At 67.9% G+C, this 21,460-nt stretch carries 20 protein-coding genes; 18 read left to right on the top strand and 2 right to left on the bottom strand.

Going from position 1 to position 21,460, the window contains the following annotated elements:
- The 18 genes from AC1DXV_RS06035 to AC1DXV_RS06120 form a co-directional block, all read left to right on the top strand.
- On the top strand, positions 1–967 hold a 967-nt coding region (locus AC1DXV_RS06035), incomplete at its 5' end, for an AMP-binding protein (RefSeq protein ID WP_477932845.1).
- 163 nt (positions 968–1,130) lie between these two features.
- Positions 1,131–2,378, top strand: coding sequence for a branched-chain amino acid ABC transporter substrate-binding protein (locus AC1DXV_RS06040; RefSeq protein WP_477932847.1), 1,248 nt, complete (start codon positions 1,131–1,133; stop codon positions 2,376–2,378).
- A 65-nt stretch (positions 2,379–2,443) separates the two neighbouring features.
- Positions 2,444–3,391: a branched-chain amino acid ABC transporter permease gene (locus AC1DXV_RS06045; RefSeq protein WP_477868297.1), complete on the top strand. Its 948-nt coding sequence runs from the start codon at positions 2,444–2,446 to the stop codon at positions 3,389–3,391.
- Positions 3,388–4,725, top strand: coding sequence for a branched-chain amino acid ABC transporter permease (locus AC1DXV_RS06050; RefSeq protein ID WP_477868299.1), 1,338 nt, complete (start codon positions 3,388–3,390; stop codon positions 4,723–4,725). The genes AC1DXV_RS06045 and AC1DXV_RS06050 overlap by 4 nt, the downstream gene beginning before the upstream one ends.
- Entirely contained in the window at positions 4,722–5,504 is a 783-nt protein-coding gene (locus AC1DXV_RS06055; protein ID WP_477868301.1) for an ABC transporter ATP-binding protein, read from the top strand. Before AC1DXV_RS06050 ends, AC1DXV_RS06055 begins: the two co-directional genes overlap by 4 nt.
- A 4-nt stretch (positions 5,505–5,508) precedes the next feature.
- Positions 5,509–6,204, top strand: coding sequence for an ABC transporter ATP-binding protein (locus AC1DXV_RS06060; RefSeq protein ID WP_477932849.1), 696 nt, complete (start codon positions 5,509–5,511; stop codon positions 6,202–6,204).
- 98 nt (positions 6,205–6,302) lie between these two features.
- The gene (locus AC1DXV_RS06065) at positions 6,303–8,396 is read left to right on the top strand and encodes a 3-hydroxyacyl-CoA dehydrogenase NAD-binding domain-containing protein (protein ID WP_477868305.1); all 2,094 of its coding nucleotides are present in this window, start codon (positions 6,303–6,305) and stop codon (positions 8,394–8,396) included.
- 21 nt (positions 8,397–8,417) lie between these two features.
- Positions 8,418–9,593, top strand: a complete 1,176-nt coding sequence (locus tag AC1DXV_RS06070) for an acetyl-CoA C-acyltransferase (protein ID WP_477932851.1) — start codon at positions 8,418–8,420, stop codon at positions 9,591–9,593.
- 140 nt (positions 9,594–9,733) lie between these two features.
- Positions 9,734–11,581, top strand: a complete 1,848-nt coding sequence (locus tag AC1DXV_RS06075) for an acyl-CoA dehydrogenase (protein ID WP_477865978.1) — start codon at positions 9,734–9,736, stop codon at positions 11,579–11,581.
- A 17-nt stretch (positions 11,582–11,598) separates the two neighbouring features.
- Positions 11,599–11,790, top strand: a complete 192-nt coding sequence (locus AC1DXV_RS06080) for a hypothetical protein (protein ID WP_477865979.1) — start codon at positions 11,599–11,601, stop codon at positions 11,788–11,790.
- Positions 11,791–11,810: 20 nt separating this feature from the next.
- Positions 11,811–13,799 (top strand): M3 family metallopeptidase, encoded by a 1,989-nt coding sequence (locus AC1DXV_RS06085; RefSeq protein ID WP_477932853.1) that lies wholly within the window; start codon positions 11,811–11,813, stop codon positions 13,797–13,799.
- A 10-nt stretch (positions 13,800–13,809) separates the two neighbouring features.
- Positions 13,810–14,601 (top strand): SDR family oxidoreductase, encoded by a 792-nt coding sequence (locus AC1DXV_RS06090; RefSeq protein ID WP_477865981.1) that lies wholly within the window; start codon positions 13,810–13,812, stop codon positions 14,599–14,601.
- A gap of 1 nt (position 14,602) precedes the next feature.
- Complete coding sequence (locus AC1DXV_RS06095) at positions 14,603–15,046, top strand: PaaI family thioesterase (protein WP_477865982.1); 444 nt, start codon at positions 14,603–14,605, stop codon at positions 15,044–15,046.
- A 29-nt stretch (positions 15,047–15,075) separates the two neighbouring features.
- Positions 15,076–16,095 (top strand): NADP-dependent oxidoreductase, encoded by a 1,020-nt coding sequence (locus AC1DXV_RS06100; RefSeq protein ID WP_477865983.1) that lies wholly within the window; start codon positions 15,076–15,078, stop codon positions 16,093–16,095.
- Between the two features lie 114 nt (positions 16,096–16,209).
- Positions 16,210–17,298 carry a fatty acid desaturase family protein gene (locus tag AC1DXV_RS06105; RefSeq protein WP_477932879.1) on the top strand — a complete coding sequence of 363 codons (1,089 nt, stop codon included), beginning with the start codon at positions 16,210–16,212 and terminating at the stop codon, positions 17,296–17,298.
- A gap of 12 nt (positions 17,299–17,310) precedes the next feature.
- Positions 17,311–18,249 carry a glutathione S-transferase family protein gene (locus AC1DXV_RS06110; protein ID WP_477865984.1) on the top strand — a complete coding sequence of 313 codons (939 nt, stop codon included), beginning with the start codon at positions 17,311–17,313 and terminating at the stop codon, positions 18,247–18,249.
- Entirely contained in the window at positions 18,246–19,178 is a 933-nt protein-coding gene (locus AC1DXV_RS06115; RefSeq protein WP_477932855.1) for an SDR family oxidoreductase, read from the top strand. Before AC1DXV_RS06110 ends, AC1DXV_RS06115 begins: the two co-directional genes overlap by 4 nt.
- A 185-nt stretch (positions 19,179–19,363) precedes the next feature.
- Positions 19,364–19,816, top strand: a complete 453-nt coding sequence (locus AC1DXV_RS06120) for a nuclear transport factor 2 family protein (RefSeq protein ID WP_477872135.1) — start codon at positions 19,364–19,366, stop codon at positions 19,814–19,816.
- An 8-nt stretch (positions 19,817–19,824) separates the two neighbouring features.
- Here AC1DXV_RS06120 and AC1DXV_RS06125 read toward each other — a convergent pair whose 3' ends face one another.
- The gene (locus AC1DXV_RS06125; protein ID WP_477932857.1) at positions 19,825–20,061 is read right to left on the bottom strand and encodes a hypothetical protein; all 237 of its coding nucleotides are present in this window, start codon (positions 20,059–20,061) and stop codon (positions 19,825–19,827) included.
- The gene (locus AC1DXV_RS06130) at positions 20,054–21,454 is read right to left on the bottom strand and encodes a serine hydrolase domain-containing protein (protein ID WP_477932859.1); all 1,401 of its coding nucleotides are present in this window, start codon (positions 21,452–21,454) and stop codon (positions 20,054–20,056) included. The genes AC1DXV_RS06125 and AC1DXV_RS06130 overlap by 8 nt, the downstream gene beginning before the upstream one ends.
- Between the last annotated feature and the right edge of the window lie 6 nt (positions 21,455–21,460).

Consider the following 21,460-nt stretch of genomic DNA (forward strand, 5'->3'; position numbering starts at 1 on the left):
GTTCCACGTCAACGCCTGGGGCCTGCCGTATGCCGGCGCGCTGGTCGGCGCCAAGCTGGTGCTGCCGGGGCCGCACCTCGACGGCAAGTCGCTGTACGAGCTGTTCGAGACCGAGCGCGTCACCTTCAGCGCCGGCGTGCCGACGGTGTGGCTCGGGCTGCTGAACTACGTGAAGCAGAACGGCCTGAAGTTCAGCAGCTTCCGCCGCACCGTGATCGGTGGCTCGGCCTGCCCGCCGTCGATGATGCGGGCGCTGGAAGAGGAGCACCGGGTCGAGGTGATCCACGCCTGGGGCATGACCGAGATGTCGCCGCTGGGCACGCTGTCGAAGCTGAAGGCCAAGCATGCCGGGCTCGATGATGCGGCGCGCCACAAGCTGCTGGAGACGCAGGGCCGCGTGGTCTACGGCGTCGACATGCTGATCGTCGACGACGACCGGCGCCCGCTGCCGTGGGACGGCGCGGCTTCGGGCAACCTGCTGGTGCGCGGGCCCTGGGTGATCCAGAACTACTTCGGGCAGAAGTCGGGTGACCCCAGGGAGTCTCCGCTGGTCGAGGTCGACGGCCAATCGTGGTTCCCGACCGGCGATGTCGCGACGATCAACCCTGACGGCTTCATGCAGATCACCGACCGCAGCAAGGACGTGATCAAGTCCGGCGGCGAGTGGATCAGCTCGATCGAGCTGGAGAACATCGCGATGGGCCACCCGGGCGTGCACGAGGCGGCGGTGATCGCCTGCGCGCACCCGAAGTGGGACGAGCGGCCGCTGCTGGTGGTGGTGCGCAAGCCGGGCGTCGCGCTCGACGCCCGCGAGTTGCTCGGCTGGTTCGAGGGGCGCATCGCGAAATGGCAGATTCCGGACGATGTCGCCTTCGTCGACGAGATCCCGCACACGGCCACCGGCAAGATGCTGAAGCTGAAGCTGCGGGATCAATTCAAGGGCTACAAGCTGCCTACTGCTTCTTGAGTCGGCGCTTGAAGGCGGGTGCGGCGAGCCCTACACCCCCCGCCCGCGCCTTTGCCCGCTCCGATGTCCCACGCGCGACACGGCTTGTCGGGTAGTCCCTCAAACAGTCTCCATCCGCTTCCATTACCGTTCGGCCTTGTCGCAATCACCCCGCGAGGAAGCCATGGAATTCACCAGAAAGCTTTTCGGCCTTTCAGTGGCAGCGGCCTTCTCGCTGCACGCCGGCATCGCCTTTGCGCAAGCCGGAGAAACCGTCAAGATCGCGTGGATCGATCCGCTGTCCGGGCCGTTCGCGAGCCTCGGTGCGAACCAGCTGAAGAGCTTCCAGTTCATGGCCGAGCGCATCAGCGGCAAGAAGAACCCGGCCGGCGTCACCTTCGAGGTGGTCGGCTTCGACAACAAGGCCTCGCCACAAGAGAGCCTGAACGTGCTGAAGGCAGCCATCGACCAGGGCTTCCGCTACGTCACGCAGGGCAACGGCTCGGGCGCGGCGGCCGCCATCATCGACGCGGTGTCCAAGCACAACGAGCGCAACCCGGGCAAGGAGATCGTGTTCCTGAACCACTCCGCGGTCGACCCGGACCTCACCAACAGCAAGTGCAACTACTGGCACTTCCGCTTCGACGCCGACACCTCGATGAAGATGGAGGCGATGACGACCTACATGAAGGACCAGYCGGCCATCAAGAAGGTCTACCTGATCAACCAGAACTACTCGCACGGCCAGCAGGTCTCGAAGTTCGCGAAGGAAACGCTGGCCCGCAAGCGCCCCGACATCCAGATCGTCGGCGACGACCTGACGCCGCTCGGCCAGGTGAAGGATTTCTCGCCCTACGTCGCGAAGATCAAGCAGAGCGGCGCCGACACCGTGATCACCGGCAACTGGAGCCAGGACCTGACGCTGCTGATCAAGGCCGCGAAGGACGCCGGCCTGGACGTCACCTTCTACACCTACTACGCGAGCGTGATCGGCACGCCCACCGCGATCGGCGCGGCCGGCGAGGGCAAGGTCAAGATGATCGCGTACGCCCACCACAACATCCCGGGCGACATCGCTGCGGTCGGCGAGGAGTTCAACAAGAAGTTCAAGGAAGACTTCTTCACCACCGACATCTACAACATCTTCACGATGCTGCCGGCCGCGATGGCCAAGGCCAAGAGCACCGACCCGGTGAAGGTGGCCGCCGCGATGGAAGGCATCACGGTGAAGGGCTTCAGCGGCGAGATCACGATGCGCGCCTCCGACCACCAGATGCAGCAGGGCCTGTACCTGAGCACCTGGCGCAAGGTCGATGCGAAGAACAAGTACAACGTGGAAGGCACCGGCTTCACCTTCGTGCCGGACAAGTTCTACGAGCCCTACGTGTCGAGCACGCCCACCTCGTGCCAGATGAAGCGCCCCGGAGCTTGAGCGCCGCCCACTGACAATCCCGCGGTCGGCCACCGGTCGCCGCGGGATTTTGCATCCAGGACACGATGGAGTTCTTCACCACATCGCTGCTGAACGGCATCAGCTACGGGCTGCTGCTGTTCATGCTGAGCTCCGGCCTCACGCTGATCTTCAGCATGATGGGCGTGCTGAACTTCGCGCATGCGAGCTTCTACATGCTGGGCGCGTACTTCGCGTACACGACGACGCTGTTCGTCGGCTTCTGGCCGTCGCTGGTGGTCGCGCCGCTGCTCACCGGCGTGGTCGGCGCGCTGTTCGAGCGCTTCTGCCTGCGCCGGGTGCACCGTTTCGGCCACGTCGCCGAGCTGCTGATCACGTTCGGGCTGTCGTTCGTGATCCTCGAGCTGGTGCAGCTGACCTGGGGCCGCTCGGCGGTCGACTACCGCGTGCCGGCGATCCTCGACGGCCCGCTGTTCACGCTGTACGGCACGCAGTTCCCGATGTACCGCGCGTTCATGATGGGGGTCGCGCTGCTGATGCTGGTGTCGGTGTGGCTGCTGCTGTCGCGCACCCGCATCGGGCTGGTGATCCAGGGCGCGCTGACGCATCCCGACATGGTCGAGGCGCTGGGCCACAACGTGCCGCGGATCTTCATGCTGGTGTTCGGCGGCGGGGCGGCGCTGGCCGGGCTGGCCGGCGTGATCGGCGGCAACGCCTACGTCACCGAGCCGACGATGGCCGGCGCGGTCGGGCCGATCATCTTCGTCGTCGTGGTGGTCGGCGGCATGGGCTCGCTGGCCGGCGCGTTCGTCGCGTCGCTGCTGATCGGGCTGGTCCAGACCTTCGCGGTCGCGCTCGACCAGTCGGCGCTCGGCGCGCTGCAGTGGGCCGGCCTCGCGATCACGCCCGAGACCTTCGGCTACCCGCTGCTGAAGCTGAAGATCTCGCAGGTGGCGCCGATCCTGCCGTACCTGCTGCTGGTGCTGATGCTGATCTTCCGCCCGAAGGGCCTGATGGGGACGCGCGAAGGATGAGTGCCGTGCTGAAGTCGGTCGACCGGGTGGCAGGCCGCGAGGCGGGCGGCGGGCGCATCCATTTCCGCCCGTGGAACGTCGGCCGCTGGGTGGTGTGGGGCGTGTTCGCGCTGCTGCTGGTCGTCGCGCCGATGCTGTTCACCAGCGGCCTCGCGATGACGATGCTGTCGCAGATGGGCTACATGGTCATCATCTGCCTCAGCTACAACCTGCTGCTCGGCCAGGGCGGCATGCTGAGCTTCGGGCATGCGGTGTATGTCGGGCTGGGCGCGTTCTTCGCGATCCATGCGATGAACCTGATCGGTGCCGGCCGCCTGCCGCTGCCGATGAGCCTGGTGCCGCTGGTCGGCGGGCTGGCCGGCGCGGGCGTCGCGGCGCTGCTCGGCTGGGTGACGACGAAGAAATCGGCCAACACCTTCGCGATGATCACGCTGGGCGTCGGCGAGCTGGTCGCGGCGATGGCGCTGATGTTCCCGGAGTTCTTCGGCGGCGAGGGCGGCGTCAGCTCGAACCGCGTGGCCGGCAAGGCGGTGCTGGGCATCACCTTCGGGCCGCAGGTGCAGGTCTATTACCTGATCGCGGTCTACTGCTTCGTCTGCACCGCCGCGCTGTACGCGCTGACGCGCACGCCGCTCGGCCGCATGCTGAATGCCGTTCGCGACAACCCGGAGCGCGTCGAGTTCGTCGGCTACAACACGCAGGTGGTGCGCTACCTGGCGTTCGTGATCGCCGGCTTCTTCGCCGGCATCGGCGGCGGGCTGACGGCGCTCAACTTCGAGATCGTCACGGCGGATTCGGTCGGTGGCTTCCGCTCGGGCAGCTACCTGCTGTTCACCTTCCTCGGCGGCGCGTTCTTCTTCTTCGGGCCGGTCATCGGCGCGGTGCTGCTGGTGCTGGCCTTCGTGCTGTTCTCCGAGATCACGAAGGCCTGGCAGATCTACCTGGGGCTCGTCTTCATGTTCATGGTGATGTTCGCGCCGGGCGGCATCTCGAGCCTGATCATGATGAACCTGCGGGTGGCGGCCTTCGGCAAGCTGCGCCGGCTCGCGTCGTCGTACCTGGCGCTGGGCGGCACCGGCGCGGTGGCGCTGGCCGGCGCGGCGGCGATCGTCGAGATGATCTACCACGTGCAGCTCAATTCGGCGCTCGGCCCGACGCTGCGTTTCATGGGCGGCACGCTGAACGTGCAGGGCCTGGACAGCTGGTTCGGCGCGGTGTTCGTGATGGCGATCGGCATCGCGATGTTCGAGCTCGCGCGGCGCGAGTTCAAGCGGCAATGGGACCAGACGCAGCAGGAGATCGAGAAGGAAATCAAGCGGAGGGAAGCCCTGTGAGCGCGCATCCCTTCGCGCTGGAACTCACCGATGTGCGCAAGAGTTTCGGCAAGACCGAGATCATCCGCGGCGCGACGCTGAGCGTGAAGCCCGGCGAGCGGGTCGCGATCATCGGCCCGAACGGTGCCGGCAAGTCGACGCTGTTCAACCTGATCAGCGGGCGCTTCGGCATCAGCACCGGCGACATCCGGCTGAACGGCACGTCGATCGCCGGCCGCAAGCCGTACGAGATCAACCGCATGGGCCTGGCGCGCAGCTTCCAGGTGTCGAACCTGTTCGTGCGGCTGTCGGTGTTCGAGAACATCCGCTGCGCAGTGCTGTGGAGCATGGGCTACCGCTACGCGTTCTGGAAGTTCCTCGCCGACCTGCGCGACGCGAACGACCGCGCCGACGAGGTGCTGCGCATGATCAAGCTCGACAAGAAGCGCGACGTGCAGGCGATGAACCTGACCTACGCCGAGCAGCGCGCGCTGGAGATCGGCATCACGATCGCCGGCGGCGCGAGCGTGATCCTGCTCGACGAGCCGACCGCCGGCATGAGCAAGAGCGAGACGACGCGCTTCATCCAGCTGATCCGCGAGGTGACGGTGGGCAAGACGCTGCTGACGGTGGAGCACGACATGGGCGTGGTGTTCGGCCTGGCCGACAAGATCGCGGTGCTGGTGTATGGCGAGGTGATCGCGTTCGACGTGCCCGATGCGGTGCGGGCGAACGCGAAGGTGCAGGAGGCGTACCTGGGCTCGGTCCTGGTGGCTCACGAGAAAGCGCACGGGGCCTGACGCGATGCTGAAACTCGACAACCTGCACGCGTTCTACGGCAAGAGCCATGTGCTGCATGGCGTGACGCTGGACGTGCAGCCCGGCGAGATCGTCAGCCTGCTGGGCCGCAACGGCTCGGGCCGCTCGACCACCGTGAAGGCGATCATGGGCCTGGTGGACGGCAAGGGCTCGGTGCGTTGGGGCCAGCGCGAGCTGCTCGGGCTGAAGGCCTTCGAGATCGCGCACCAGGGCATCGGCTACGTGCCGGAGAACCGCGACATCTTCCCGAAGCTGACGGTGCACCAGAACCTGCTGCTCGGCGAGAAGMGCGGCAAGCCGGCGCCGCGCTGGTCGTTCGACGACATGTACGCGATGTTCCCGCGGCTGAAGGAGCGCCAGCACACCGAGGCCGGCGTGCTGTCGGGCGGCGAGCAGCAGATGCTGACGCTGTGCCGCACGCTGATGGGCGACCCGGACCTGATCATGATCGACGAGCCGACCGAGGGCCTGGCGCCGAAGATCGTCGAGCAGGTCGCGCAGTACCTGAACGAGCTGAAGCGGCGCGGTGTCTCGGTGCTGCTGGTCGAGCAGAAGCTGACCATCGCGCTGGAGATCTCGCAGCGCTGCTACGTGATGGGGCACGGCAGGATCGTGTTCGAGGGAACGCCGACCGAGCTGAAGTCGAACGCCTATATTCGCAAGGAGTGGCTCGAGGTGTAGCCCGGATGCCCATCCGGATTTGTCGCTGACGAGACATCACCCCGCCACGATTCCTTCCTAGAATCGAACGATCGTTCTATTCCACCCGGAGACACCGCATGAGCGCCACCTACGAACTTCGCGGCCCGGTTGCCGTGATCACGCTCGACAACCCGCCTGTCAACGGCCTCGGCTACGACACCCGCAAGGGCATCACCGACGGGCTCGACAAGGCCCAGGCCGACGGCAAGGTGAAGGCCGTCGTGATCACCGGCGCCGGCAAGGCCTTCTCGGGCGGCGCCGACATCCGCGAGTTCGGCTCGCCGAAGGCGCTGCAGGAGCCGAACCTGCTGAGCGTGATCCTCGCGGTGGAGGCTTGCACGAAGCCGGTGGTCGCCGCGATCCACACGGTGTGCATGGGCGGCGGGCTCGAGCTCTCGCTCGGCTGCCACTACCGCGTGGCCGCGCCCGGCACGCAGGTGGCGCTGCCCGAGGTCAAGCTGGGCCTGGTGCCCGGTGCCGGTGGCACGCAGCGCCTGTCGCGCGTGATCGGCGTCGAGAACGCGCTGAACATGATCGTCAGCGGCGAGCCGGTGAAGAGCGAGCTGCTCGCGATGGCGCCGGGGCAGAAGCTGTTCGACAAGATGATCGACGGCGACCTGCTCGCCGGTGCGGTGGCGTTCGCGACCGAAGTGGCTGACAAGCGCCCGTTGCCGCTGGTGCGCAACCTGAAGGCCGAGCACCCGAACCCGGACGCCTTCTTCCAGTTCGCGCGCAACACGGTCGGTGCGATGTCGAAGAACTTCCCGGCGCCGCTGCAGTGCGTCGAGACCGTCGCAGCCTCGGTCTACAAGAAGTTCGACGACGGCATGAAGCAGGAGCGCGAGGCCTTCATCGCATTGATGATGACGCCCGAGAGCCGTGCGCTGCGCCATGCCTTCGTGGCCGAGCGTGCGACGACCAAGATCCCCGACGTGCCGGCCGACACGCCGGTGCGCGACGTGAAGAAGCTCGCGGTGATCGGTGCCGGCACGATGGGCGGCGGCATCGCGATGAACTTCCTGAACGCCGGCATCCCGGTGGTGATGCTCGAGATGAAGCAGGAGGTGCTGGACAAGGGCATCGCGATCATCCGCAAGAACTACGACGCGCAGGTCAAGAAGGGCAAGCTGAAGCAGGACAAGCTCGATGCCCGCATGGCCTTGCTGAGCACGACGCTGAACTACGCCGACCTGAAGGACGCCGACATGGTGATCGAGGCGGTGTTCGAGGACATCGGCGTGAAGGAGCAGGTCTTCAAGACGCTGGACGAGGTGATGAAGCCGGTCGCGATCCTCGCGAGCAACACCTCGACACTGGACGTCAACAGGATCGCGTCGTTCACGAAGCGCCCGCAGGACGTGATCGGCACGCACTTCTTCAGCCCGGCCAACGTGATGAAGCTGCTGGAGGTGGTGCGCGGCGAGAAGACCGCGAAGGACGTGCTGGCCACCGTGATGGCGCTGGGCAAGAAGATCAAGAAGACCTGCGTGGTGTCGGGCGTGTGCGACGGCTTCATCGGCAACCGGATGATCGAGCAGTACTCGCGCCAGGCCGGCTTCCTGCTGGAAGAGGGCTGCACGCCGCAGCAGGTGGACAAGGCGGTCGAGAAATTCGGCTTCGCGATGGGCCCGTTCCGCATGGGTGATCTCGCGGGCAACGACGTGGGCTGGTACATCCGCAAGCGCCGCTACCTGGAGAAGCCGGACCTGCGCTACAGCAAGACTGCCGACCTGCTGTGCGAGATGGGGCGCTTCGGCCAGAAGACCGGCGCCGGCTGGTACGACTACGTGCCGGGCAAGCGCGATGCGATCCCGAGTGCGCTGGTCGACGGCATGATCGAGAAGCACCGCGCCGAGCTGGGCATCACGCCGCGCAAGATCAGCGACGACGAGATCGTGCACCGGCTGGTGTATGCGCTGGTGAACGAGGGCGCGCGGATCGTCGAGGAGGGCATTGCCTTGCGCGCGAGCGACATCGACATGGTGTACCTGACCGGCTACGGCTTCCCGCTGCACCGTGGCGGGCCGATGTGCTATGCGGACACCGTGGGCTTGTTCAACGTGGTGGCGGCGATGAACCGTTTCGCGAAGAACCCGCACGACGATGCGAAGTTCTGGCAGCCGGCGCCGTTGCTGGCGCGCCTGGCGGCCGAAGGCAAGACTTTCTCCTGAGATGAATCGGAGCACACCATCATGACCCATGCAGTGATCGTTTCCACCGCCCGCACGCCGCTGGCCAAGAGCTGGAAGGGCGCCTTCAACATGACGCACGGCGCGACGCTGGGCGGGCACGCCGTGAAGGCGGCCGTCGAGCGCGCGGGCATCGCGCCGGCCGAGGTCGACGACGTGATCATGGGCTGCGCGACGCCCGAGGGCGCGACCGGCAGCAACATCGCACGGCAGGTCGCGCTGCGCGCGGGCCTGCCCATCACGACGAGCGGCGTGACCGTGAACCGCTTCTGTTCGAGCGGCCTGCAGACCATCGCGATGGCCGCGCAGCGCATCATCGCCGGCGAGGGTGATGTGTACGTGGCCGGCGGCGTCGAGAGCATCTCGTGCGTGCAGAACGAGGCCAACACGCACATGATCGCCGACCCCTGGCTGCGCGAGCACAAGCCGGAGATCTACTGGAGCATGCTGCAGACCGCCGAGCAGGTGGCCAAGCGCTACAAGATCGGCCGCGACCGCATGGATGCGTATGGCGCGGCGAGCCAGCAGAAGGCCTGTGCGGCGCAGGATGCCGGCAAGTTCACCGACGAGATCGTGGCGGTCACGGTGACCGCCGGCGTGGCCGACCCGGTGATGGGGCTGCGCAGCAAGGAGGTCACGATCAGCGTCGACGAGGGGCTGCGTCAAGGCACGACAGTGGAAGGCATTGCCGGCATCAAGCCGGCGCTGCCGGGCGGGCTGATCGCGGCGGGCAATGCGAGCCAGTTCAGCGATGGCGCCGGTGCGTGCGTCGTGATGAGCGAAGCATTGGCGCAGCAGCGCGGGCTGAAGCCGCTGGGCCGCTTCCTCGGCTTCGCGGTGGCGGGCTGCGAGCCGGACGAGATGGGCATCGGGCCGGTGTTCGCGGTGCCGAAGGTGCTGAAGCGGCTTGGTCTCACCGTGCAGGACATCGACCTGTGGGAGCTGAACGAGGCGTTCGCTGTTCAGGTGCTCTATTGCGCCGACACGCTGGGCATTCCGATGGACCGCTTGAACGTCAACGGTGGGGCGATCGCTGTTGGGCACCCGTATGGGGTCAGCGGTCAGCGGCTTACCGGTCATGCGTTGATCGAGGGCAAGCGCCGGGGTGCGAAGCGGGTGTGCATCACGATGTGCATCGGCGGCGGCATGGGAGCTGCGGGGATCTTCGAAGTGCTGTGAGTCCCTCGCAAAGGCGCACCCCGTAGCCCGGATGCCAATCCGGGAATCGTCGATCGCATGGGACGGCGGCCCCGGATTGGCATCCGGGCTACGAATACCCGCCGTGCCGCACACGATCGACGAGAACGGGATTCAAACCAATGCGACAGACACTCGACTTCCTGCTGTACGACTGGCTCCAGGCAGACACGCTCAAGAACCGCAGCCGCTTCGCAGACCACTCGCGCGATACCTTCGACGCCGTGCTCGACACCTGCGAACGCATCGCGCGCGAGAAGTTCGCGCCGTTCAACCGAGTCACTGACACCGAGGAACCGCGCTTCGACGGCGAACGCGTGATCCAGCCGCAAGCCACGCATGAGGCGTCGCGCGCCTACGTGGAGTCCGGCATGCTCGCCGCGGCACAGGACTACGAGATTGGCGGCATGCAGTTGCCCTGCGTGATCGAGATGGCCGCCAACGGCTTCTTCGCGAAAGGCGGCATCGGCATGGGGGGCGGGGGCATGCTGACCAGCGGCAATGCCAACCTGCTGATGGCGCATGGCACGCCGGCTCAGAAGGAAGTGTTCGCGAAGAACGAATTCTCGGGGCGCTTCTTCGGCACCATGTGCCTGAGCGAACCGCAGGCCGGCTCCAGCCTGTCGGACATCGTCACCCGCGCCACGCCCGACGGCCCCGATGCCCCTGATGATCCGCTCGGCCCCCGCTACCGGCTGCGCGGCAACAAGATGTGGATCTCGAACGGCGAGCACGAGCTGGCCGAGAACATCGTCCACCTCGTGCTCGCGAAGATCCCCGGACCCGATGGCGCGCTGGTCCCCGGCACGCGCGGCATCTCGCTGTTCGTCGTGCCGAAGAAGATGGTTGATGCCGAAGGCCGTCTCACCGGCGAACGCAATGACGTGGCGCTCGCCGGCCTCAACCACAAGCTGGGTTATCGCGGGATTCCGAACACGCTGCTGAACTTCGGCGAAGGGAAGTTTCCGGTTCGCGGGTCGGCCGGCGCCATCGGCTACCTCGTCGGCCAGCCCGGCGAGGGCCTGCGCTGCATGTTCCACATGATGAACGAGGCCCGCATCGGCGTCGGGCTGGGCGCGACGATGCTCGGCTATGCCGGCTACGAAGCGAGCCTGGAGTACGCCCGCGGCCGTCCGCAAGGGCGTCCCATCGGCCCCGGCGGCAAGGACGCCACCCGGCCGCAGATACCGATCATCCAGCACGCCGACGTGAAACGCATGCTGCTTGCGCAGAAGAGCTACTGCGAAGGCGCGCTGGCGCTGGAGCTGTACTGCGCCCGCCTCGTCGACGAACAGCACACCGCGCCGCCCGAGATCGCGGCCGAAGCAGGGCTGCTGCTGGAGATGCTCACCCCCATCGCGAAGAGCTGGCCCAGCGAATGGTGCCTGGAAGCCAACAGCCTCGCGATCCAGGTGCTCGGCGGCTACGGCTACACCCGCGACTACCCGGTCGAACAGTACTGGCGCGACAACCGCCTCAACATGATCCACGAGGGCACCCACGGCATCCAGGCGCTCGACCTGCTCGGCCGCAAGGTCGTGATGGACGGCGGCAAGGGCCTGATGCTGCTCGCCCACAAGCTCAACGCGACGATCCAGCGCGCGCTGATGCTGCCGGCGCTCGCCGAGCACGCCAACGCACTGGCCGGGGCGCTGAAGGCGCTCGGCAACGCCACCCAGGCCGCCTGGGCCGGCGGGGTGCCCGAAGAGGCGCTCGCCAATGCCACGCCCTACCTGCAGGCCTTCGGGCACACGGTGCTGGCCTGGGTCTGGCTGGATGTCGCGATCTGCGCGCAAGAACACCTGGAGCAAGCCACCGCGGCCGGGCAGGGCGACACCGCGCTGCTGCACGGCAAACTCGCCGCGGCCCGCTTCTTCTTCCGCTACGAACTGCCCAAAGTCCCCGCCTGGCTGAAGGTGGTGGAGACGCGGGACGATACTTGCCGTTCCATGAACGACGCCTGGTTCTGACGCCGGGCCGGATTGCGATGAAGACTTCGACGATCGAAACCCTGGTCTGGGTGCTGATCTACGGCGGGCTGCTGGGCGTCGGCCTCGGCCTCGCGGTGCAGCGCTACCACGCTCCGCTGGGCTGGGGCATCGCGGTGACCGGAGCGGTCGTCGCGACCGTCGGTGTCGTGCTCATCTATGTGCGCTCGCGCATGAAAAGCCCCACATGAACCCCTTGACCCGCCTCCCCATGACCTTCCGCCTGTCCCTCTCGACGCTGCTGCTGGTGGCCGGCGCTGCCGTGGCCGCCGAGCCGGCCACGCCGTCGTACGCCTTCCCCGAGTTCCGCACCGGCGCGCAGGCCGACGCCGCCTGCAAGACCCTGATCGCCAGCGCCCGCGCCGACGAGAAACGGCTGCAGGCGCTGCCGGCGGACCGGGCCGGCACGCTGCTGGCCGAGCTCGACGGCATGAACCGCCGCTATGAAGACACCGTCGGCCCGCTGTCGCTGCTGAACGCGGTGCACCCCGACAAGGCGGTGCGCGACGCGGCCGATGCCTGCGACCTCGGCTACCAGACCTTCCGCAACAGCTTCCTGCAGAACCCGAAGATCTACGCGCTGCTGAAGCAGGTGAAGCCGGCCGACGACATCGACGCCCGCCTGCTGCGCGACACGCTCGATTCGTTCGAGGACGCCGGCGTCGCGCTGACGCCCGCCCGCCAGGCGCGCGCGAAGAAGGTCAGCACCGAGATCACCCGGCTCGGCCAGCTGTTCGACCGCCGCATCCGCGACGACAAGACGCGCGTCGCGTTCGCGCCCGATGAACTCGACGGCGTGCCGGCCGAGGCGCTGAAGGATCGCAAGCGCGATGCGCAGGGCCGCTACGTGTTCGGCCTCGACTACCCGAGCTACGACGCGATCATCGAGAACGCGAAGAGCGGCGCCACCCGCGAGCGCATGTGGCGTGCCTTCCAGAACCTGGGCGGCGCGGCCAACCTGAAGACGCTGCAGCAGCTCGGCCAGCTGCGCCGCGAGTACGCGCAGCTGTTCGGCCTGGCGTCGTATGCCGATTTCGCGATGCGCCGCCGCATGGCCGGCAACGCCGCCGCGGTGCAGGCCTTCCTCGGCACCGTGAAGGATGCGGTCGCGCAGCGCGAGGTGGCCGATCTCGGCCTGCTGCGCGAAGCGAAGGCGCGCGACCTGAAGCAGTCGGTCGAGGCGACCACCGTGAACCGCTGGGATCTCACGTACTACACGTTCAGCGAGCGCCGCAACCGCTTCCAGCTCGATGCCGAGGAGTTCCGCACCTACTTCCCGCCGCAGGCCAGCCTCGACTTCGTGTTCCGCGTCGCCGGCCAGCTGTTCGGCGTGCAGTTCGAGGCGCTGAAGCAGCCGCTGTGGCACGCGGACGCGCAGTCGTTCGAGGTGCGCGATGTCGCCAGCAAGAAGGTGCTGGGCACGCTGTTCGTCGACCTGTACCCGCGCGAGGGCAAGTACAACCACGCGGCGGTGTGGAGCTTCCGCAACCCGTCGACGCTCGCGGGCCGCACGCCGGCCGCGGGCCTGGTCGTCAACTTCAACCGCAAGGGCCTGAACATCGACGAGCTGGAGACGCTGCTGCACGAGTTCGGCCACGCGATGCACGGCCTGCTGTCGAACACCCGCTATGCGACGCAGGGCGGCACCAACGTGCAGCTCGATTTCGTCGAGGCGCCGTCGCAGATGCTGGAAGACTGGGTCTACGACGCGCGCGTGCTGGCGCTGTTCAAGGAGGTCTGCCCGACCTGCAAGCCGGCACCGGACGACCTGGTGGCGCGGGCCTCGAAGGCGCGCGATTTCGCGAAGGGCATCGCGGTGGCGCGCCAGCACCTGTATGCGAGCTACGACCTCGCGCTGTACGCGAAGGACGCGCCCGAGCCGATGGCCACCTGGCAGCGCATGGAAGGCGCGACGCCGCTCGGCCACGTGAAGGGCAGCATGTTCCCTGCCGGCTTCTCGCACATCGCGACCGGCTACGCCTCGGGCTACTACGGCTACCTGTGGAGCCTGGTGCTGGCCGAGGACCTGCGCACCGCATTCGCCGCCGACAAGCTGAGCAGCGAGGTCGGCCTGCGCTACCGCGAGCAGGTGCTGTCGCAGGGTGCCCAGGTGGCTCCGGCGCAGTTGATGCGCAACTTCCTCGGACGCGACACCAACAGCGACGCCTTCTTCAAATCCCTCAACAGGCACAACGACTAGGAGACCGCCCATGAGCACGCCGATCCAGACCTTGTTCAACCTCGAAGGCAAGACCGCGCTGGTGACCGGTGGCTCGCGCGGGCTCGGCCTGCAGATCGCCGAATCGCTGGGCGAGGCCGGCGCGAAGATCCTGCTGACCTCGCGCAAGGCGGCCGACCTGGAAGAGGCTGCCGCCCACCTGCAGGCGCGCGGCATCGACACCCGATGGGTGGCGGCCGACGCGAGCCTGCCGGACGAGATCCAGCGCGTGGCCAGCGAGGCGATGCAGCGGCTCGGCAAGGTCGACATCCTCGTCAACAACGCCGGTGCCACCTGGGGCGCGCCGGCCGAGGACTACCCGCTGGAGGCCTGGGACAAGGTGATGAACCTGAACATCCGCAGCATCTTCCTGATGAGCCAGGCGATCGGGCGGCTCAGCATGATCCCGCGCCAGTCGGGCCGCATCATCAACGTCGCGTCGATCGCCGGGCTGTCGGGTTCGCCGTCGACGATGAAGTACATCGCCTACGGCACCAGCAAGGGCGCGGTCGTCAACTTCACGCGCACGCTGGCGGCCGAGTGGGGCCGCCACGGCATCACGGTGAATGCGCTGGCGCCGGGCATGTTCCCGAGCAAGATGACGGCCGGCACGATCGCCAAGGTGGGCGTCGAGGCGCTGGCCACCGGCGCGCCGCTCGGCCGCATCGGCGACGACGACGACCTGAAGGGCGCGGCGCTGCTGTTCGCGTCGGCGGCGGGCAAGCACATCACCGGGCAGATCCTCGCGGTCGACGGCGGCGTGAGCGCGGTGCATGGCCACTGAGATGGAATTTCCCGTCCACATCCCCTTCGTCGCTCAACTCGGCTTCGAGCTGCTGAGGTTCGAGAACGGCGAGGCCGAGATCGGCCTGACGCTGCGCGACGAGCTGTGCAATTCATGGAGCGTCGCGCATGGTGGCGTCACGATGACCTTGCTCGATGTCGCGATGGCGCATGCCGCGCGCAGCAGCTCGATCAAGCCGGGCGGGCAGCCGGGCGGCACCGGCGTCGTGACGATCGAGATGAAGACGAGCTTCATGCGCCCGGGCCTCGGCCGCATCGTCGGCCACGGCAAGCTGCTGCACGCGACCGCATCGCTCGCGTTCTGCGAGGGCAGGGTGGTCGATGCGAACGGCGAACTGCTCGCGAGCGCCAGCGGCACCTTCAAGTATTTGCAAGGGCTTCCGGCAGGGGGACGCAAGATCCACCGCTCGAACGCCTCCGACTGATCCGACACAACACAGACAGGAGACAAGCCATGACTACCACCAACCAGCAGATCGTCCTCGCGTCGCGCCCCGACAAAGAGGCCGTCGCCGGCAACTTCCGGCTCGAATCGAAGCCGCTGCCGGCGCTGGCCGACAACCAGGTGCTGGTGCGCCATCACTATCTGTCGCTCGACCCGTACATGCGCGGGCGCATGAACGCCGGCAAGAGCTACGCGCAGCCGCAGCCGCTGGACCAGGTGATGATCGGCGGCACCGCCGGCGAGGTGGTCGAGTCGCGCCACCCCGGCTTCAAGGCCGGCGACCAGGTGGTCGGCATGGGGGGCTGGCAACAGTACGGCGTGGTCGACGCGAGCCAGCCCGGCATGCTGCGCAAGGTCGACACCACGCACATCCCGTTGTCGGCCTACCTCGGTGCGGTCGGCATGCCGGGCGTCACCGCGTGGTACGGGCTGGTGAAGATCTGCACGCCGAAGGCCGGCGAGACGGTCGTCGTCAGCGCGGCCAGCGGGGCGGTCGGCGGCGCGGTGGGGCAGCTGGCCAAGGTGCGCGGCTGCCGCGCGGTCGGCATTGCCGGCGGGCCCGACAAGTGCCGCTACGTGGTCGAGGAACTGGGTTTCGATGCCTGTGTCGACTACAAGGCGCATCGCGACCCGAAGGCGCTGTACGCCGCGCTGAAGGAGGCCACGCCGGACGGCGTCGACGGCTACTTCGAGAACGTCGGCGGGCTGATGCTCGACACCGTGCTCTCGCGCATGAACGCGTTCGGCCGCGTTGCGCTGTGCGGGATGATCTCCGGCTACGACGGCCAGCCGATCCCGCTGACCTACCCGCAGCTGATCCTGCAGTCGCGGCTGAAGCTCGAGGGCTTCATCGTCAGCGAGCACATGGGCGTGTGGCCCGAGGCGCTGAAGGAGCTGGGCACGCTGGTGGCGACCGGCAAGCTGAAGTACCGCGAGACGATCGCACAGGGCATCGAATCGGCACCGGAGGCGTTCCTGGGGCTGCTGAAGGGCGCGAATTTCGGGAAGCAGCTCGTCAAGCTCGTGTGATATCCCACCCCCGAGGCGCTGCGCGCCTCCCCCTCAAGGGGGCGCCTCCAGTGGCCCGGCGAAGCCGGTTCCACGGAGGCCGCTGGATCAGAGACATGGAGCAATGACGTGGCCATGCATCAGACACCACCTGCCGCGGGCGAAGAGTTCCGCGAAGACTTGCGGCCGATCGAGCCGCCGCGCACGGCCGCGGCGCGCGTGGCGGGCTCGGGCAATGCGGCCGCGCGCCGCATCCTGAACGCCGACGAGATCGCGTCGCTGACGCAGCTGAGCGACTGGCGCTCGCTCGGCGCGGTGCTGACCACCTTCGGCAGCATCGCGCTGGCGGTGGCCGCGGCGCTGCTCACCTGGAGCGAGCCGTGGGGCTGGGCGATCGCGATCCTCGCGGTGCTGGTGATCGGCGTGCACCAGCATGGCCTGTTCATCCTGGCGCACGAGTCGGCGCACTACCGGCTGTTCAGCCACCGCGGCGTCAACGACGCGGTGGGCCGGCTGATCGGGATGGCGGGTGGCATCTCGATGTGCACCTACCGCGTGATCCACCGGCTGCACCACAACAACCTCTACACGGCGGAAGACCCCGACACTGCCATCCACGGCGGTTATCCGCGTGGCGTGGGGTACCTGTGGAAGAAGCTCGGGCAGGACATCGTCGGCTGGAACGCGTGGAAGACCTTCGCGTACTTCTTCGRCGCGCCGGCCTTGAACGACGTGACGCAAAAGGCGGCCCGGCCGCTGGACGACACCTCGCCGCAATTGCGTGCCAGCGCCCGGCGCGACCGCTGGGCGGTGGTGGCGTTCCAGATCGCGGCGCCGCTGCTGTGCTGGGCCTTCGGCGGCGGCCGGGGCCTGCTGCAGTACGCCATCCTGTGGATGCTGCCGCTGCTGACGGTGCTGCAGCCCATCCTGCGCTTGCGCGCGATCATGGAGCACGGCGGCGTGACCGACCTGTCGTCGCCGCTGACGGCCGCGCGCAGCAACCGCACCAGCGGCAGTGTCGCCAACGTGATGGGCCGCGCGCTGTTGTTCCCGCACCATGTGAACTACCACCTGGAGCATCACCTGTACCCCGCCGTGCCGCACTACCACCTGCCTCGCCTGCACCGCCTGCTGGTGGAGAAGGGTGCCTTGCACCAGGCCGAGGTTCGCGACTTGCGTGGAACCTGGCGGATCATCTTTGCGCCGCGGGCGCCGAAGGGCTGACGGAGACACCAGATGACCGACCTGATCCTGCATCACTACGACGGCTCGCCCTTCTCCGAGAAGGTCCGCTTGATCCTCGGCTTCAAGGGCCTCGCCTGGAAGTCGGTCAAGGTCCCGGTGATGCTCCCCAAACCCGACGTGGTGGCGCTGACCGGCGGCTACCGCCGCACGCCGTTCCTGCAGATCGGCGCCGACATCTGGTGCGACACCGCGCTGATGGCCCGCGTGATCGACACGCTGGCGCCCAAGCCACCGCTCTATCCGCATGCCGCCGGCGAGCTGCAGCACCTCGTGGCGCAATGGGCCGATTCGACGCTGTTCTGGACGGCGATTCCGTACACGATGCAGCCGGCCGGCGTGGCCCACATCTTCGAAGGGGCGCCGCCCGAGTTCCTGAAGGCCTTCGGTGCCGATCGCGCGGCCATGACCGCCGGCATGCGCCGCGTGACCACCGCCGATGCCGCGGTGCAGCTGCAGGGCTACTTCGGCTGGCTCGAATCGCAGGTGGCCGATGGCCGGCCGTTCCTGATGGGCGCGCAGCCCTGCATCGCGGATTTCTCGGTCGCGCAATCGCTGTGGTACGTGCGCCGCGCGCCACCGGTCGCGACCATCCTCGCGCCGTTCCAGAAGCTGATCGGCTGGTACGAGCGGGTCGCGGCGTTCGGGCACGGCACGGTCGAGAAGATGACGAGTGCCGACGCGCTGGACATCGCCGCGCGCGCCACCACCCACGAGCCGGTCAAGGTGGAGCCGGGCCTCGGCTTCGACGCCGGCACGGCCGTCACCGTGATGCCCACCGACTACGCGCCCGATCCGGTCGCCGGCACGCTGGTCGGGCTCACGGCGCACGAGGTCGTCATCGAGCGGCGCGACGAGCGCGGCGGGCTGCTGCATGTGCATTTCCCGCGCATCGGCTACCAGGTCAAGAAGGTTTCAACGGAGACGACATGAAGAACTTCAAGGGCGGCACCGCCGTCATCACCGGCGCGGGTTCGGGGTTCGGGCTCGAGGCCTCGCGCATCGCCGCGCGGCTGGGCATGAACGTCGTGATGGCCGACGTGCAGCAGGACGCACTCGACGCCGCGGCCGCCGAGATCCGCGGGCTCGGCGCGCAGGTGCTCGCGCAGCGGCTCGACGTCGCGAAGGCGGCCGAGGTCGAATCCCTGGGCGCGGCCACCTTCGAGCGCTTCGGCGCACCGACCTTCGTCTTCAACAACGCCGGCGTCGGGGCCGGCGGCCTGATCTGGGAACACTCGCTGAAGGACTGGGAGTGGGTCGTCGGCGTCAACCTGATGGGCGTGGCGCACGGCGTGCGGGTCTTCACGCCGATGATGCTCGAGGCCGCCCGCAAGGATCCGGCGTGGCGGGGCCACATCGTCAACACCGCGTCGATGGCCGGCATGGTGTGCGCGCCCAACATGGGCGTCTACAACGTGACCAAGCATGCGGTCGTCGCGCTCAGCGAGACGCTCTACCAGGACCTGCGCCTCGTCACCGACCAGGTGAGCGCCTCGGTGCTGTGCCCGTTCTTCGTGCCCACCGGCATCCACCAGAGCCACCGCAACCGGCCGGCCGACCTGCGCGACGGGGCCGTGAAGCCCACCAAGAGCCAGCTGATCGCGCAGGCGATGAGCAACAAGGCGGTGACCAGCGGCAAGCTCAGCGCCGCCGACGTGGCGCAGATGGTGTTCGATGCGATCACCCACGACCGCTTCTACATCTTCAGCCACCCGAAGAGCCTGGCCAGCGTGCAGACGCGGCTCGAAGACATCATGACGCCGCGCAACCCGACCGATCCGTTCGCGCAGAAGCCGGAGCTGGGGGAGGAGTTGAAGGCGGCGCTGCGCACGGTGTTCAGTCCGGCGGGCGGCCCGCAATGACCTGACTCGTCATACAAGTTCCCTCACCGGAGTCCGCGCAGGCGCCATCGCGATCCCCGATACCCAGGGCTAACCCGCATGGCAGCGGGCACATCGCTCTCCTCATAATGCGGCCCGTTTCATAGTTGTACGATGACGTACGACATCCGATCCGGCCTCATGACCCCCTGAAGGAGACGACGATGATGAAGATCAAGACCATGCTTGGCGTGCTGGCCGGCAGCCTGGCGCTGTGCGCCTGTTCGGTGATGCCCGCCAGCAGCGGTGGCGCGAACGATTCAGCCGTGGCCGCGGCCGAGAAGCTGCGCGTCGCGATGGTCGACCCCGACCAGGCGGTGCTGAGCTCGCTGGTGGCCGATGAGCTGAGCTACGGCCACTCGGGCGGCAGGATCGACACCAAGGCGAGCTTCATTGGCGACCTGGTGGCCGGCAACTCCGACTTCGTGAGCATCGACATCAGCGACCAGACGGTCAAGGTGGCGCAGGACGTCACGATCATCCGCCACACGCTGGTGGCCAAGACCAACGACCGCGGCGTGGCCGGCAACGTCAAGCTGCACGTGCTGCAGGTGTGGCAGCGCCAGGGCGGGGCGTGGAAGCTGCTGGCCCGCCAGGCGGTGCGTCCGCCGGCGACCTGACAGTTGCCTCAGGGTCGCGCGCCGACCCTGTCATCCACCCACTTCAGGCCGGCCTGCCTCGCGTGCAGGGCGGCCTGTTCTGCTTCTGCGAACACCATCGAGCCCACGTCGACGCTGAACTGGTCGCGGTGCGCACCGAAGCTGTGGACCACCTGCAGCCGCGCGGCGAAACCGCCACCGGCGGAGGGGCGCGGCGTGAAGTCGAGATCATGGCCGCGGTAGGTTTCGCGGCAGGCTTCAGGCATCGACATCTTCCATTGCGCTGTCGGGAGACCCGCCTTCCCGGGCCGACAACTCCTTCGCGACCCGCCGCTCCGGCAGCATCTTCGTCCCGCCCAGCCAGAACTCGCTGGCCTTGCCGCGGGCGTCATGCCGCAGGCGCACCGTCTCGCCATGGTTGCCGAAGGCTCCGGCCAGCGTGATGCGGCCGCGCTCGCGGCTGTCGGGCACGAACTCGGTGGCGTCCAGCATCGGATTGGCGAGGGCCGGGTTCGCGATCAGCACCTTGCCGTCCATCGGCAGCAGGTCGCTCGCACCCCACAGCGTCCACCAGCGCCCCGACCACGCCGCCGCTCGCTTCGACGGCGCGCCGTGCACCGCATGGGCGCGCAGCACCTGCAGCGCGCCATCGACCCACACGTTCGACATGCCGTCGGCCGCGTTGGTCAGCACCGTGACCGTGAGGCCTTGCGCCGGCACGCAGGCGGTGCGCGTCAGCGTGCCCTGGAAGCCGCCGGTGTGGCCGAACCATTCCCAATCCGCCACCGAGCCGCACATCGTGCCCAGGCCGTAGCTGCGGTTGAGGCTGGAATGCGGGTCGGGCCATTGCCGGTGCCACATCAGGCGGCGGCTCGCCTTGCCGATCGGGCTGCGCTTCGCCTGCGGCGACAGGCTGCCGAAGAAGCGCGCCAGGTCGTCCGCGGTGCTGACGAAGCCGGTGGCCGAGGCCAGCGCGTTCGTCGGGTTGTCGCCGGCGATCACCACGCGCCGGCCCAGCGGCCACTTCGCGCTGTGGCCGTTGGCGAAGGGCTGGGCGTCGTCGATCGGCGCATCGGGCGAGGTGGCCGCAAGGCCTGCCGGTGCGATGACCTCGCGCCGCATCCAGTCGACATAAGGCTCGCCGGTGACGGCTTCGATCGCCAGGCCCAGCAGCCCGTAGCCGTGGTTCGAATACTTCAGCCGGGTGCTGGCATCGATCACCAGCCCGTCGGCCAGGTCGGCGCGCAGCGCGGCCTCGTCGAGGAAGGGGCGCCTGTCCTGCCATTGACCGGCGTCGCTGCCGTCGCGCACCAGGCCCGCGGTGTGCGACAACAGTTGCGCCAGCGTGGCAGCCGCCACGTCGCGGTGCAGGCCGTCCACGTGCCGGCCGATGCGGTCGTCGAGCTGCAGGCGCCCGGCCTCGCGCAGCTTCATGATCGCGACCGTGGTGAAGGTCTTCGAGTGCGAGGCCACGCGAAAGCGGTGCTGCGGCGTGAGCGCCGTGCCCTGCGCGAGGTTCGCGTACCCGAAGGCGTGTTCGAACACCAGCTTGCCGTCGTGCGCCACCGCGATCGCGCAGCCGGGTTGCTCGCTGACACGCATCTGGTGTTCCAGCCAGCGCGGAAGGTAGTCCAGCGCCGCACCCAACCATCGCTTCATCGGATT

It is taken from the genome of Rhizobacter sp. P3_C12 (assembly GCF_056402735.1).

Bases quoted from the DNA above. Each gene is read 5' to 3' on its own strand.
- AC1DXV_RS06045 (WP_477868297.1), top strand. From the start codon at position 2,444: ATGGAGTTCTTCACCACATCGCTGCTGAACGGCATCAGCTACGGGCTG.
- AC1DXV_RS06050 (WP_477868299.1), top strand. From the start codon at position 3,388: ATGAGTGCCGTGCTGAAGTCGGTCGACCGGGTGGCAGGCCGCGAGGCG.
- AC1DXV_RS06065 (WP_477868305.1), top strand. From the start codon at position 6,303: ATGAGCGCCACCTACGAACTTCGCGGCCCGGTTGCCGTGATCACGCTC.
- AC1DXV_RS06070 (WP_477932851.1), top strand. From the start codon at position 8,418: ATGACCCATGCAGTGATCGTTTCCACCGCCCGCACGCCGCTGGCCAAG.
- AC1DXV_RS06075 (WP_477865978.1), top strand. From the start codon at position 9,734: ATGCGACAGACACTCGACTTCCTGCTGTACGACTGGCTCCAGGCAGAC.
- AC1DXV_RS06080 (WP_477865979.1), top strand. From the start codon at position 11,599: ATGAAGACTTCGACGATCGAAACCCTGGTCTGGGTGCTGATCTACGGC.
- AC1DXV_RS06085 (WP_477932853.1), top strand. From the start codon at position 11,811: ATGACCTTCCGCCTGTCCCTCTCGACGCTGCTGCTGGTGGCCGGCGCT.
- AC1DXV_RS06090 (WP_477865981.1), top strand. From the start codon at position 13,810: ATGAGCACGCCGATCCAGACCTTGTTCAACCTCGAAGGCAAGACCGCG.
- AC1DXV_RS06095 (WP_477865982.1), top strand. From the start codon at position 14,603: ATGGAATTTCCCGTCCACATCCCCTTCGTCGCTCAACTCGGCTTCGAG.
- AC1DXV_RS06100 (WP_477865983.1), top strand. From the start codon at position 15,076: ATGACTACCACCAACCAGCAGATCGTCCTCGCGTCGCGCCCCGACAAA.
- AC1DXV_RS06110 (WP_477865984.1), top strand. From the start codon at position 17,311: ATGACCGACCTGATCCTGCATCACTACGACGGCTCGCCCTTCTCCGAG.
- AC1DXV_RS06115 (WP_477932855.1), top strand. From the start codon at position 18,246: ATGAAGAACTTCAAGGGCGGCACCGCCGTCATCACCGGCGCGGGTTCG.
- AC1DXV_RS06120 (WP_477872135.1), top strand. From the start codon at position 19,364: ATGAAGATCAAGACCATGCTTGGCGTGCTGGCCGGCAGCCTGGCGCTG.
- AC1DXV_RS06125 (WP_477932857.1), bottom strand. From the start codon at position 20,061: ATGCCTGAAGCCTGCCGCGAAACCTACCGCGGCCATGATCTCGACTTC.
- AC1DXV_RS06130 (WP_477932859.1), bottom strand. From the start codon at position 21,454: ATGAAGCGATGGTTGGGTGCGGCGCTGGACTACCTTCCGCGCTGGCTG.